Origin of the sequence: Chitinophaga parva (assembly GCF_003071345.1) — a bacterium.
GTDB lineage: Bacteria > Bacteroidota > Bacteroidia > Chitinophagales > Chitinophagaceae > Chitinophaga > Chitinophaga parva.
This window is the reverse complement of sequence record NZ_QCYK01000001.1, coordinates 588,920-602,879: the sequence shown is the minus strand read 5'-3', so window position 1 is coordinate 602,879 and position 13,960 is coordinate 588,920. Positions and strand designations below refer to the sequence as shown.

At 50.1% G+C, this 13,960-nt stretch carries 11 protein-coding genes, 1 tRNA gene and 1 riboswitch; of the genes, 7 read left to right on the top strand and 5 right to left on the bottom strand.

The features are described 5' to 3' along the window. Nucleotides 1-770: 770 nt before the first annotated feature. Nucleotides 771-2,639 (top strand): tRNA uridine-5-carboxymethylaminomethyl(34) synthesis enzyme MnmG, encoded by a 1,869-nt coding sequence (gene mnmG / locus DCC81_RS02660; protein WP_108685043.1) that lies wholly within the window; start codon nt 771-773, stop codon nt 2,637-2,639. A gap of 548 nt (nt 2,640-3,187) precedes the next feature. After that, nucleotides 3,188-3,739 carry a hypothetical protein gene (locus tag DCC81_RS02645; protein ID WP_108685040.1) on the top strand — a complete coding sequence of 184 codons (552 nt, stop codon included), beginning with the start codon at nt 3,188-3,190 and terminating at the stop codon, nt 3,737-3,739. A 30-nt stretch (nt 3,740-3,769) separates the two neighbouring features. Here the strand turns inward: DCC81_RS02645 and cls are convergent, their stop codons facing one another. Then, the gene (cls, locus tag DCC81_RS02640; RefSeq protein WP_108685039.1) at nt 3,770-5,251 is read right to left on the bottom strand and encodes a cardiolipin synthase; all 1,482 of its coding nucleotides are present in this window, start codon (nt 5,249-5,251) and stop codon (nt 3,770-3,772) included. Nucleotides 5,252-5,346: 95 nt separating this feature from the next. Continuing rightward, nucleotides 5,347-5,415, top strand: a riboswitch (Fluoride riboswitch). Between the two features lie 27 nt (nt 5,416-5,442). Between cls and DCC81_RS02635 the strand changes: the two genes are divergently transcribed. After that, the gene (locus DCC81_RS02635) at nt 5,443-6,774 is read left to right on the top strand and encodes a voltage-gated chloride channel family protein (RefSeq protein WP_108685038.1); all 1,332 of its coding nucleotides are present in this window, start codon (nt 5,443-5,445) and stop codon (nt 6,772-6,774) included. Between the two features lie 45 nt (nt 6,775-6,819). On the opposite strand, the gene DCC81_RS02630 is transcribed toward DCC81_RS02635, so the two are convergent. Then, nucleotides 6,820-8,112: an MFS transporter gene (locus DCC81_RS02630; RefSeq protein ID WP_108685037.1), complete on the bottom strand. Its 1,293-nt coding sequence runs from the start codon at nt 8,110-8,112 to the stop codon at nt 6,820-6,822. A 178-nt stretch (nt 8,113-8,290) separates the two neighbouring features. On the opposite strand from DCC81_RS02630, the gene DCC81_RS02625 reads away from it, so the two are divergent. The 3 genes from DCC81_RS02625 (at nt 8,291) to DCC81_RS02615 (ending at nt 11,330) form a co-directional block, all read left to right on the top strand. Then, nucleotides 8,291-9,415, top strand: a complete 1,125-nt coding sequence (locus DCC81_RS02625) for an acyltransferase family protein (protein ID WP_108685036.1) — start codon at nt 8,291-8,293, stop codon at nt 9,413-9,415. Nucleotides 9,416-9,483: 68 nt separating this feature from the next. After that, complete coding sequence (locus DCC81_RS02620) at nt 9,484-10,806, top strand: hemolysin family protein (RefSeq protein ID WP_108685035.1); 1,323 nt, start codon at nt 9,484-9,486, stop codon at nt 10,804-10,806. Between the two features lie 11 nt (nt 10,807-10,817). Then, nucleotides 10,818-11,330, top strand: a complete 513-nt coding sequence (locus tag DCC81_RS02615) for a DinB family protein (protein ID WP_108685034.1) — start codon at nt 10,818-10,820, stop codon at nt 11,328-11,330. A 57-nt stretch (nt 11,331-11,387) separates the two neighbouring features. Here the strand turns inward: DCC81_RS02615 and DCC81_RS02610 are convergent, their stop codons facing one another. Together DCC81_RS02610 and DCC81_RS02605 are read right to left on the bottom strand one after the other, a co-directional pair. Then, on the bottom strand, nt 11,388-11,942 hold the full coding sequence (locus tag DCC81_RS02610) for a methyltransferase family protein (protein WP_108685033.1): 555 nt from the start codon (nt 11,940-11,942) through the stop codon (nt 11,388-11,390). A gap of 22 nt (nt 11,943-11,964) precedes the next feature. Then, nucleotides 11,965-13,050, bottom strand: a complete 1,086-nt coding sequence (locus DCC81_RS02605; RefSeq protein WP_165806410.1) for a winged helix DNA-binding domain-containing protein — start codon at nt 13,048-13,050, stop codon at nt 11,965-11,967. 147 nt (nt 13,051-13,197) lie between these two features. Here DCC81_RS02605 and DCC81_RS02600 point away from each other — a divergent pair, with 147 nt between their 5' ends. After that, the gene (locus DCC81_RS02600; RefSeq protein ID WP_133177511.1) at nt 13,198-13,629 is read left to right on the top strand and encodes a hypothetical protein; all 432 of its coding nucleotides are present in this window, start codon (nt 13,198-13,200) and stop codon (nt 13,627-13,629) included. Nucleotides 13,630-13,783: 154 nt separating this feature from the next. Here DCC81_RS02600 and DCC81_RS02595 read toward each other — a convergent pair. Then, nucleotides 13,784-13,856 (bottom strand) — tRNA-Phe (locus tag DCC81_RS02595). Nucleotides 13,857-13,960 lie beyond the last annotated feature (104 nt).

Sequence of the window (13,960 nt, the reverse complement as noted above, 5' to 3'; positions counted from 1 at the left end):
ATTGTAGCGTCGACTCTTTAAGATCGCGTGGAAGTAGGGGAGAGACGGATGTAAGTTCCAGGGTAGTTAAATTGTGGTGCTGGCCCTTTCAAATAGTGTGGGAATAGTAGAACGTCTCGATATAGATTCATAAGTGATCAAATTGTGGTGCCGGTTCTTTCACGTCGCGTGGAAGCAGGAGGGAGCCGGATATAATTTCCTGAGGAATTAAATTGTGGTGCAGATCCTCTCAAAATTGTATGAGAATAGTAGAATGGCTCGATATAGACTCATAAGTAATCAAATTGTGGTACTGGCCTTTCCAGATTGTATGGTAGGTAATGGAACGATGTAAGTTCTCGGGTAATAAGATTGTAGTGCCGGCTCTTTGGGATTGTCCGGGAGTAGTAATAGAATGTCCTGATATAAATTCTTGGTTAGTCAAATTGTGCTACCGGCCCCTTATCAAATACGGGGGGTGTATTGAAGATTCCAATCCACTGCGACACCTGATCTCCACGACTAAGGGGTGACGGCACCGGCAATTTTAAGATAGCATCGTATTCGGAAGGGGGCCATAACGGGGTACCCTCGCCAAAGGTATACGCTGGGATCATCCTGGATAAATATTTGTGTAGTCAAATGATGGCTTTGCCTAATCCAGCAGAATACCAGGTTCTTCAATCCACAACCCCCCTCTTCGTCTTTAAACAGTAAATGTTCCACGTGGAACATCCCTACATTCCCACCCCAATCAAAATACTCTTACCTTTGCACCCTATCTTAAAAGTATGTTTCCATTATACGATGTTATTGTTGTAGGCGCCGGCCATGCCGGTTGTGAAGCTGCGGCTGCTGCGGCCAACATGGGCTCTAAAGTGCTGCTGGTTACCATGAATATGCAAACCATCGCACAGATGAGTTGCAACCCGGCAATGGGAGGTATTGCAAAAGGTCAAATCGTAAGAGAGATCGATGCCCTGGGTGGGTATTCTGGTATCGTTACAGACATGTCCCTGATCCAGTTCCGCATGCTGAATCGCTCTAAGGGCCCCGCTATGTGGAGCCCCCGCGCACAAAGTGATCGCATGCTTTTTGCCGCTAAGTGGAGGGAGATGCTGGAACAAACAGCAAACGTCGATTTCTACCAGGATATGGTAAAGGGACTGATCGTTAAGGATGGCCGCTGCCAGGGCGTGATCACCGGCCTTGGCCATGAGATCCGTTCCAAAGCAGTGGTGCTCACTAACGGCACTTTCCTTAACGGGGTGATCCACATCGGGGAAAAACAATTTGGCGGCGGCCGCGTGGCAGAAAAAGCTGCGACCGGCATTACCGAACAACTTATTTCCCTGGGCTTTGAAAGCGATCGCCTGAAAACGGGTACACCTCCCCGCATAGATGGGCGCAGCCTGGATTACTCCAAAATGGAGGAGCAACAAGGTGACGAGGAGATCACCGGGTTCTCCTACCTGGATATTCCCACTATAAAACCAGCCGAACAAAGAAGCTGTCATATCACCTATACCAGTGAAGCCGTTCATGAAATGCTCAAGACCGGGTTCGACAGGTCGCCTATGTTTGCAGGGCGCATCAGTGGTACCGGGCCCCGGTACTGCCCAAGTATAGAGGATAAGATCAACCGCTTTGCCGAAAGGGAAAGACACCAGCTCTTTGTGGAACCGGAAGGGTTCAATACCGTAGAGATCTATGTAAATGGATTCTCTACTTCCCTGCCGGAAGATGTTCAATACAAAGCCCTGCGCCTGGTACCCGGTTTTGAAAATGCCAGGATGTTCCGCCCGGGATATGCCATCGAATATGATTTCTTCCCACCTACCCAGCTCCAGTTTTCCCTGGAGACTAAGCAAATGCCCAACCTCTTTTTTGCCGGCCAGATCAATGGAACCACCGGATATGAAGAGGCGGCCTGCCAGGGATTGATGGCCGGGATCAATGCTTCCCTGAAAGCACAGGACAAAGAGCCCTTTGTACTGAAAAGAAGTGAAGCTTACATAGGGGTGCTGATAGATGACCTAATCAATAAGGGAACCGAAGAGCCTTACCGTATGTTCACCTCCCGTGCTGAATTCCGTACCCTGCTCCGCCAGGATAATGCAGACCTCCGTCTTACACAAAAAGGATTTGACCTGGGCCTGGCCAAACAAGACCGCCTGGAAAAAATGCAGGCAAAGAAAGACGGTGTTGAAAAAATAAAAACCATTCTCCGGGAACTACCCATTGAACCTGCAGAGGCAAATGCATTCCTGGAAGCCAATAACTCCGCGCCGCTTACCCAAAAACAAAGATTGAATCAGATCCTGCTTCGCCCGGGTATTGACATTCTTTCTCTCTGTGAAAATCTGCCCACTGTAAAAAGTGCACTGCAGGAATTTGACCGGGAAACATTGGAGCAGGCAGAGATCCAGGTGAAGTACGATGTGTATATTGAAAAGGAAAACGAACTGGTAAGCAAGATGAGCCAACTGGAAAACCTGGTGATCCCGGACAGCTTTGATTATACTAAACTGGTATCACTTTCTAACGAGGCCCGCCAGAAATTTAATAAGATCCGTCCGCGCACCCTCGGGCAGGCAAGCCGCATAAGCGGGGTGAACCCAAGCGATGTTCAGATCCTGATGGTGTACATGGGAAGATAAAAAACAGGATTTTGAAATATTGAAATTGAAAAGGATGTTCCAGCCGGAGCATCCTTTTCTGTTTGGGGCCCAACCAGGTTAGGGCAAACAGAAAGTTACAAGGAAAAGGAAATTCTGAAAAAGCCACATAAAATCACCAGAAAATGGACCAGCATTCTGGAACGGCCAAATGTGGAAAAAGCGCCGTAGAAAAAATCATAAAAGAAATAACCGGACAATTTGGAACACCAGGAATACACCCTTCCATGTGTAAAATGTGCATAACCACGGCTTAGCCCGGTGAAAAGCTTGTAAAATATGTAAAACATTGAAAATCAATTAAATTTGGCCCTGAGAACCGACCTCATTATCTCCCCAAATTTTAAGGATCACCCGTCAGCCGGTATAGTTTATTCAAAACACCTCAAAGTGGCTAAAACAGCCGGAAAACAGGCTTTTATAACCTGCCACAGGATATTCATCATTTTATTGCCTTTTTACGCACAATTTCTGGACTGCCATCACTCATCCGGCATAAAGTATGTGATAAAGAAAGAAACCAAATTTTTATGAGTCAATCAGGCGACAACAAGAAAAAAGCCACTGATAAAAAATCAGACGACGAACAGTTTCCACTTTACCCCCATTATCCCGCCGGTGAAGATGTGTACAGTAAAAACAACCCCGGTAAACAGGTAGACGCCGATGTGGATAAGATCACCCGTAAGACACACATCACGGATGACGATCTCCAGGCGCGCAATAAAAAAGAAGCAGACAGTGCCCCGGTGGAAGGGGAAGACCTGGGCCTTATACCCGGCAACGATGCAGATGTAACAGAAGACGACCTGCTGGGCCTTGAAGCGATAGACCGGGAAATGAATGATGAAGATGAACTGGACGAAGCGTCCCTGGACGACATCAACGAAGCTGACGACGTAGATGCGCAGGAGTTAGACTGGCGAAATGATAAAACCGGCAGCGACCTGGATATTCCTGGTGAAGACCTGGATGATGAAGGGGAAGATATTGGTGCCGAAGATGAAGAGAACAATGGCTACAGCATAGGTGGTGACCGCCAGGATAGCCTGGAAGAAGACCGGGAAGATGATGGCAACTAACGCTGGGGGCTATACGTATGGATAACCCGGCTACAGCAAAGGTGCCAGCAGCCTGCAACACCCGTCAATAAAACGTTTCCAGATATTGCGGTTGAAGAACCGTGCAGTTGAAACAAGGGAAGCATATTGCAGGTCGTGCTCAAAGGCTTCATTGAGCTGTGCGGCTATCTCTTTATCATATAATAATGCCGCAATTTCCAAATTCAGGAAGAAACTGCGGTTGTCCATGTTTGCAGATCCTACCCATGCCAGGTTGTCATCTACAACCATCGTTTTGGCGTGAATAAATCCACGGGTATAAAAATATATTTTAACGCCTGCCTCCATTAACGGTTTCAGGAATGAATAGGCAGCGTGTTGTACAAAAAAAGAATCGCCCTTGGCTGGTATAAGGATCTCCACTTCTTTGCCAGCCAGTGCCGCGATCTGCAAAGCGCCCATCAGCTGGTCATTGGGAATGAGATAAGGATTGGTAATGCGGATGCGGCGGCGCGCCACCTGTAAGGCCATCAACATGCTTTGTAACACGGCCGGCCATTCAGAATCCGGGCCGCTGGTTACAATATCTGTGAAGCAGGTGTGCATAACATGATGCGGTACGCCAAAGTAAGGCTCACCCAGGGTAAATGTTTTTTTACAACAGTACCGGTAACTGAGCAGGAACTGCAGCTGCAGCAGGTTCACGGATTCTCCTTCTATCTTTAACGCCGTGTCTCTCCAGTACGTGGTGTGTTTTCCATCGTTTACATAACGTTCATCGAGGTTAATGCCTCCCACAAAACCCGTCTTCCCGTCAATGATGATGATCTTGCGGTGATCGCGGTAGTTGGCGTTTAAATAAAAATTGATCAGCACAGGGGAGAAGGCATATACTTCGGCTCCCATGGCTCTCAGCTTTTTGGGAATGTCGCCAATATCGCCGGAGCCCAGGTCATCGTAGATCACCCGCACTTCCACACCTTCCTTTAACTTTTCCATCAGCACTTCCGTGACAGCCTGCCCTACACTATCATCGGTGATCATGTAGTATTCAATGTGGATATGATGGGTGGCTTGTTTGAGTGCTTCCAGTACAAGCGGAATTTTTTGTTCCCCATTGATCAGCAATTGCACGCGATTATGTTTGGTCACGAGCGACTGCCGTGTGTTAAGCAGCATGGCAGATACTTCCTGCTTTTCACCTTCCAGCAAGCGCAGGGCAATTTGCCGTTGTTCCAGGCGGGAGCGCTGCAATTCCCAGAAACCGGCATACAACGCTTCGTCCTTGCTGCCTTTAAGGGTGAAGCGTTTTTTCTTACGCAGGTCGCGCCCCAGGTAATAATACACGATCATGCCGGCAATGGGCAGGTACACCAGCAGCAGGATGTAGGCGATGGCCTTTACGGGGTTGCGGTTTTCCAAAACGATGGAGCCGACTATACCCACCGTGGTGAGCACCATGAGCACAATGCTGATGATCTTTACATAAGCCGGCCAGCCGGAGTTGGAGAAGAACTGGTACAGATAATACACAGGCGGAGTATTAATAAAGTAAAGATAAAAAATGCATGGGCTGCATGGCTTTAAAAAACAAGATAAAAAGTCTGCAAAATGTATAACTTTATGGCTTATAAAAAGGAAATGGTGTCTTCCTTCCCAAGAACCGCCCGTTACGGGCTGATGGCGCCTGCAAATAGCTAATAGTAACGCAAACTATTTGTAGGATGAAATATGTCTTTCGCAAACCTGACCAGGTTTCCATCACATTACAGTTATTAAAGTGGACTTTATTGGTACTGCCGGTGGCGCTTACTACAGGTGCATTGGTAGCATTATTTTTATGGTCGCTGGAAAAATGTACCGGCCTGCGGTGGCAGTACCCATGGCTGCTATATGCCTTGCCCCTGGCGGGTATTGGCATCTGGTACCTGTACAAGCTGGCGGGTAAGAACGCTGCTGCAGGTAATAACCTGATTATGGACAATATCCATGAACCGGGTGGCGGTGTGCCGGCCCGTATGGCCCCCCTGGTGTTAATAACCACGCTGATCACGCATTTGTTTGGCGGATCTGCCGGCCGCGAAGGTACGGCTGTGCAGATAGGGGGCAGTATGGCCCAGCTTTATGCCCGTTGGTTCCGTCTCACAGTGGAAGACGTGCAGGTGCTGCTCACCGCCGGTATGGCGGCTGGTTTCGGTGCCGTGTTTGGCACACCGGTTACCGGGGCAGTATTTGCCATCGAGGTACTGGCCATCGGCGTAGTGCGCTACAAAGCACTGATGCCCTGCCTTATTGCGGCGGTACTGGCGGATATTACCTGCGCCAGTTTGGGCATTCACCACACAGCTTACCACATTGCGGATTTTGAACCTGCCCGGACATTTTCATTTATCCATGTAGATATGTTGTTGCTGGCAAAAGTGATCGTGAGTGGTGTAGCGTTTGGCCTTGCAGGGTATCTCTTTTCTGTACTGATCCATGGTATAAAAAAATACGCAGGCGTTTATATTAAACAGGCATGGTTAACGCCGGTGGTAGGCGGGTTATTGGTGATCGTATTATGTTGGGCGCTTGGAACCCGTGACTACATTGGGTTAGGTGTGAATGGACAATACCCGGACAGTGTAAGTATCCTGAATGCATTTCACGCCGGTGGGGCCACACCGCTGAGCTGGTGGTGGAAAATATTGTTTACGTCTATTACGCTGGCCATGGGTTTTAAAGGAGGAGAAGTAACGCCGTTATTCTTCATTGGCGCCACACTTGGGAACATCCTGGCGGTGTGGATGGGGGTACCGGTAGACCTGCTGGCCGGGCTGGGTTTCATTGCCGTTTTTGCCGCAGCTACCAATACGCCACTGGCCTGTACTTTCATGGGCGTGGAATTGTTTGGTACGCACTATGTGCTCTATTACGCCGTGGCTTGCTTTACCGCTTACTATTTCAGTGGCCATACAGGCATCTATGGATCGCAGCGCATTGGTATTCCTAAAACCGCTACAGACAACATTTCCGGGCTAACGCTTAAACAGTGGTCTGAGAAGACAGACAAATAGAAAAGGGCGGTATCAAACACCACACTTTTCGTTTATACGCTACCGTTAGTCTTTATCAATATAGGAATGCGCCTTACTATCCCGCGCAAAGATGTACACCAGTAAAGAAATGAACACGGCGATGGTCACATACCAATAGTACCAGGAGGCGTGGCCAATGTTTTTCAGGTAGAGGGCAATAGGCTCTGCCGTGCCGCCAAACACCGCTACTGCTATGGCATAAGGAAACCCTACGCCCAGTGCCCGCACATCTGCCGGGAACATTTCGGCCTTTACAATACCGCATACAGCGGTGTAACCACTTACAACGCACAACGCCGCCAGTATGAGCCAGAATACAGCCGCCTCGCTGTCTGCACGCATCAGCGCATTGAAAACAGGCACCGTGGTGAGCGTACCTAATACGCCAAAGGCGATCAGCAATGGCTTGCGGCCAATGTGGTCGGAGATCCATCCAAAGAGGGGTTGCATGCCAGCGTAGATAAGCATAAGCCAGAAGGTAAGTACGGTAGATTGGTCAATGGTGTAATGCAGGCTATTGACCAAAAATTTCTGCATATAAGTAGTGAAGGTGTAAAACGAAAGTGTACCGCCCATGGTAAGCCCTACCACGGTGAGCACCGCCCGGGGATGGGCTTTCCACAAGGCTACCAGGGAACCGCGCTGGCGCTGCGGTTTATCATCCATGTGCATGCTTTCCTCCATGTGGCGGCGCATGATAAATGCCACCAGTGCAAGTAAAGCCCCGATCACAAAGGGAATGCGCCATCCCCAGCTGGAGAGTTGGGCAGGTGTGAGAAACACTTTCTGCAATAACAGTTGTACTGCCAGGGCGCAAAGCTGGCCACCAATAAGGGTTACGTATTGAAAGCTGGAATAGAAACCCCGGCGCCGGGGAGATGCAATTTCACTCAGATAGGTAGCCGCGGTACCGTACTCACCACCTACGCTGAGGCCCTGCAGGAGGCGGGCCAGGAAAAGCAGGAGGGGGGCGGCCACGCCTATTCGGCCAAAGCCGGGTATACAGGCGATCATCAACGATCCGAACGACATGAGCAATACAGAAATGGTCATGGATACTTTGCGGCCACGCCGGTCCGCAATACGGCCAAAGAGCCATCCACCAATAGGCCGCATGAGAAAACCTACCGCAAAAATGCCGGCGGTATTGAGCAACTGGGCGGTGGCATTCATTTTCGGGAAAAACACCGGGGCAAAGTAGAGGGAGAAAGCAGCGTAGATATACCAGTCGTACCACTCCACCAGGTTACCCACAGCACCGGTAACAATGGCCAGCAGCGGGTGGCGTACAGGATGCGTGGAAGCTTGAAGAGACATAATGAACGGCGTGTTTGGGCATAAAAATAACCGTTTATCACAAGATGGCTGCCGGCATGCCGGGGCATTATGAAAAAATAAATAATTGGATTATTTTTAGAAGCACCCTTTTGTGCTTACTCCACGAACTTTCTATCAACCACCGCAGGGCCGTGTATTGCCCGCTCAAAATGTTTCTATGTCTACTAAGCCTACTACGCAGCGCTTCCTGCCGCTGGATGTATTCCGCGGACTGACCGTTTGCTTCATGATCATTGTAAATACGCCTGGTACCGGTGATAGCTATGCACCATTGGAACATGCCGCCTGGCATGGGTTTACGCCTACAGACCTGGTGTTTCCCTCGTTTATGTTTGCGGTGGGCAATGCGATGAGTTTTGCCATGAAAAAGTTCCAGTCCATGAGCAATGGAGAAGTGCTGGGCAAGATCTTTAAACGTACGGCTATCATTTTCCTGCTGGGTTACCTGCTTTCATGGTTTGCGCACAGTGTGCACGGTACCAGTTTCGTGCTGGAGCCTTTTTCACACACCCGCATCCTGGGCGTGCTGGAGCGCATAGCACTTTGTTACTGCTTTGCCTCACTGATGATCCTGTACTGGCCGGAAAAATGGGTATGGGGTGTGTCCATCGCGCTGTTATTCGTTTACTGGGGCCTGATGTATTTTTTTGGCGACCCGGGCGATTTCTACACCCTGCACGGTAATGCGGAACTGAAGCTGGACCTGTTTGTGATGGGCCCGGACCACCTGTACCATGGTGAGGGCGTACCTTTTGATCCGGAGGGCATCCTGAGCACCCTGCCGGCTATTGTAAATGTAGTAGCAGGTTACTACACCGGCCGCTATGTGCAGCGGTACCGGGAAGACAATAAAAAGCTCTGGCAACTGGCGGCCATCGGCATGGTGCTCATAGTGCTGGCCATGTGCTGGAACCCTTTCTTTCCCATCAATAAAAAATTGTGGACCTCTTCTTTTGTGCTGCATACGGTGGGCATTGACCTGCTCATTCTTTCTTTCCTCATCCTGATCATTGACAAGCTGGGGCTTACCGGGTGGACGGGCTTCTTTACCGTGTTTGGCAAGAACCCGCTTTTCCTGTACCTGCTTTCGGAATTATTATTGGTAATACTGTGGATGATACCTGTGGGCACAGGCAATCCCATTAGCTGGATAAATGACCACCTGTTCCAGGCATACTGGCCGGGCAAGCTGGGCTCCCTGCTGTTTGCCATAAGCTACATGCTGGTGTGCTGGCTGGCTGGCAAGATACTGGACTGGCGGAAAATATATGTGCGGGTGTGATAATATATAATGGGATGCAAATGCAACAGTGATAAATTGCGTAATTTCGAATCCCATTTGCGAACGACATGACATTACAGATATTTCTGACTATTTTCCTGGTATTACTCAACGGCTTTTTTGTGGCGGCCGAGTTTGCCATTGTAAAAGTCCGATCGACCCAGATCAGCGGATTGAAAGGGCCTAAGAACGTGCTGCACGCGGCACGCGCGGTGACCAATAACCTGGACGGCTACCTGGCCGCCACGCAGCTGGGCATTACCCTGGCATCCCTGGGCCTGGGTTGGGTAGGAGAAGAAGTAATGACCCGGATCATCCTCAATGCAGTGCACGCCCTCGGATTGCAGATGGATGATAACATGGCCCACAAGATCTCGGTGCCCGTTGCCTTTGCAGCCATCACCATGCTGCACATCGTGTTTGGAGAACTGGCGCCTAAGTCCATTGCTATCCGTAAAGCGCCCGGCACTACGCTGATCGTGGCATTGCCCCTGCGCATATTTTATTTTGTATTCAAGCCCTTTATCTGGGTGCTCAATTCACTGGCTAATGTGGTGCTGCGCATCATTGGTATTCCGCCCATGAAAGAAGCGGAGATCCACTCAGAGGAAGAATTGAAGCTCATCATTTCTGAAAGCCAGGAAGGCGGAGCCATTGAAGAAACAGAGCGGGAACTGATCCATAACGTTTTTGATTTTGACGACCGCCGGGTGAAAGAGATCCTGCGTCACCGCAAGGATATTGTGTGCCTGAAACTGGAATCTGCTTTTGATGAACTGTATGATACCGCTATCACGGATGGCTACTCCCGCTACCCCGTGTGCCAGCATAATTCTATTGACGACCTGGTTGGCGTGCTCTATACGAAGGACCTGGTAAGAGCACATCATGAAAGGCGTACCAGCAGCGTGAAAGACCTGCTCCGCCCCATTTTTTATGTGCCGGAAAGTATGAAGATCAAAGACCTGATGCGCAATTTCCAGAGCAAACGCCAGCAGCTGGCTATTGTTACCAACGAGTTTGGCGACACGGTGGGCCTGGTAAGCATGGAAGACATACTGGAAGAACTGGTAGGCGATATCCAGGATGAACACGACCAGGAGCAACCCATCGTAGTGCCACAGGAGGATAATACCTTCCTGGTGAATGCACATGAGCACATCCAGGATATCAACAAGCACCTGCCGCATGCACTGTTGGAAAGTGAAGAATACGAAACACTGGCCGGGCTCATTGCTTACCACTACGGATCCATACCTACAGAAGGAGAAGTGTTTCACTATGAAGGCTATGAGATCACGATCAAAAAAATGTTCAAAAGCTCTGTGGAAAAGGCGATCCTCCGCTGGATGAACGAGCCCAAAACAGAAAACGAACACTCCAATTCCTAAAAAATAAGGGCATGAACAAAGATCAATTGCAGTACCTGAACGGCAACTACCCGCCTTATGTAGACATTACGGAAAACCTGCCCCTGGGCGCGTATTTCGCAAAGAGCATAGCGGACCTGGCGCAGCTGGAAACGTACCGTCCCCTGGCCAATAAGGCGTACGCGGAAGGTAAATGGACGGTGAATGATATGATCCTGCATATGTCTGATACGGAAAGAGTGTTCCAGTACCGTGCCGTGCTTTTTGCGCGCAATGATAAATCTCGGGTGCCCGGCTTTGACCAGGAAGTGTGGGCACCGGCCGGAAAGGCCAACCAGCGCAGCTTTGACAGCCTGGTAGCGGAATTCAGGCTGGTAAAACAAAACACGCAATTTCTTTTCAGCACCTTTGATGACGAGGCGCTGATGCGCAGCAATATTTTCTGGAAATGGGAGATCCCCGTGCTGGCTATCGGTTACACAATTGTGGGGCACCAGCAGCATCACCTGAACATACTGGCGGAGCGCTACAAGCCCTTGCTGTAAGTAAAAGGATACTGATTTTTTTAACGGCTACATGATATTATCGTGTAGCCGTTGCCGTTAGTAAATAAAAGGAATGAGGCGTTTGGTGCGCTGTTGATAAGCGCTGTAACCCGCGCCAAATGCGGATTTTAACGCTGCTTCCTCCACCTGGATGCGGTAACTCAGGAGTATGCAGAAAGGGACAACCACGATAAGCAGGCAGATCCAGTTGGCCATACAAAGGGCCAGCCCGGCCATGATCATGAGCAGGCCCGTATAGCTCGGGTGGCGTACCACGCTGTAAAGCCCGTTTGTTTTCAGGGAATGGTCTGTAGCAATGGATACATCTACCGTAAAGAGATTGCCCAATTGATAAATAGCCGTCCAGCGCAGCACCAGGCCGGCAATGGCCAGTGCCAGGCCGCCGTAATAACAGGGATCGGGCGGTAGCGAGGCAAAACCTGCATAGGGGCGCAGGTATCCCGCACCGATCAATGCCACAGGAATAAAGATCCAGAACAGGCGGAGGGAGCCTTTGTCAACATGGGTACTTTTTTCTTTAGAGCGTTTCAGGAGGGCGAGGCTGACTTCGGAAAGGCAGAAAATTAGGGATACGACGGCAATGGCGTGCATGAGACCAGTTTTTTTAAAGATACTAAGTGGGGCCGGGATTAGAAAGGACCAGTTTACACCCCATGAATGCCGCGTAACGCCTGGCCACGGTGGTGATGGCTGCCAGGCGGGTTTTGCTCAGGGGAGAAAAGGGGTGCAGGGTTACGTACACTTCATTGTTTTTAAAGGTCCGTTTCCAGATACCCTCCACCCGGCCATTGATCACGATGGTGGGAAAGAAGATGCCATTAGCGGTGTAAACCACTTTTTTAAATGTTGGATCGTCCAGGGCAGCGCTACGGTCTGCATAACCCACCAGGTATTCATCGAAGGCCGCTAAAAGATAAATGCCTTTTCCGTCATGCTGCAGCTTCAGGCCTGCAGGCATGTAATAAGTTTGCCCGTTGCTGGTAAACGTTTCCAGGCCTGTGGCCATTTCCATCCCCTTCTTTGCATCTGTACCGGTAAGGCCTGCCCACCAGGCAAAATCGGCGCTGGTTACAGGGCCGCGGCTTTGACAGTAACGTTGGGCCAGTTGGGCCAGGGCTTCGTCAAAGCCCAGCGTAGCTTTGGGTGGCTTCACCCAATCCTGCAGCAGGGTAAAGGTGAGCGCTTTGCCCTGGCGGGGCCCGTAGCAGACCAGCTTATCCATTGCGGCGCGTAGCAGGATGAAGTTGATATGTTGGGGTCCAAGTTTGATGCGCCTGGCAGTGAGGGCGTCTGCCAGGGCTTCGCGGGTGAGGTGCTGACCACCTTCCAGCACGCGGTGCAGGATAGGCTGCGACTTGCGCAGGGTACTTTCTTCAATGCCGTGCTGGCGGTAGTAGGTGGCATGCTTACTGATCATACGCTGGCCCACCAGGTCCAATACCCAGTGCACATCGTCGGCGGCCAGCGTGTGTAGCGTGTTGCGGAATGCCCAGGTGCGCACAATGCTGCCGGCATTATAGGCGGCTTCAATGCCGGCATCCGTAACACCGGGTGCCCGCAGGCCCAGGGCCCACTTGGCGGCTGCATAGTCCTGGGCCTGTACTGCTACCAGGTGGGTAGCTGCTGCCACCGCGGTATTTATCGGATGAGAGATGTGTTGCTGCTGCAGGCGGAGATGGGCAATGGGCATTTTAGCCATAAGCGTACATTGGTTTTTTGAAGTTACAAAACTATCCTGCGTGTCTGACAGCCCTATGTCAGCAGGCATTAGCAGCCCGCTAACTTATTGGTATTCATTATGCCCGGAATAACGTACATTCATGGTTACCCGGAAACACCTGTTTGTATGATGAAATTATTTTCTTTCTGGCGCAGGCAACCCAAAGTTGCGCCAGTGGTCATAGATCCTTCAAAACCTGCACCCATAGCTGAGGAACGGCCACCCGTGGTACCATTACAATTACTGATCCTGCAGGTAGTGCAGGCATTCCCTAACCGCGGGGAAGACCGGGCTTTGCGCCGTTTTTTTGAAAAGACGAGTATTGATGCAGCCCGGGTGTTGCAATCGCGGAACCAGCTTGTTGAAAATGGCCTGCTGCAGCAGGGTGTGGTAAAACAGGGGGTACAGTATTTTGTATTGAGTGAAAAGGGCGGGACCTACCTGGAGGAGCATTATAAACCCGAAGCGATGATCGCGTATGTACTGGAGATAGAGCCCAAAGGATTTATTGCTACGCTGCTGCGGAATATTGCTGAGAAAAGCCAGCAGGAATCGTAGCATTCCTGCTAAAAGTATAATCCTGTTATGATGGCGGAAGTTCTGAGATCCCGGCTTGTGACCCCAGGCTGGTGGGCGAACAGTGATTAGCAGGTGGATCTAGGCATTAAATAAAAAAAAGCGATCACAACTTTCGTTATAATCGCTTTCTGTGTGGTGGGGGCCGGGATCGAACCGGCGACACAAGGATTTTCAGTCCTTTGCTCTACCAACTGAGCTACCGCACCAGCTTTTATCGCATTCCTTCGTGTGAAGGGAGTGCAAAGATAGGCATTCAATGATAACTACCAAATACTTATCTGAAAATTCTGAAGATTTTTTTGACTCATCC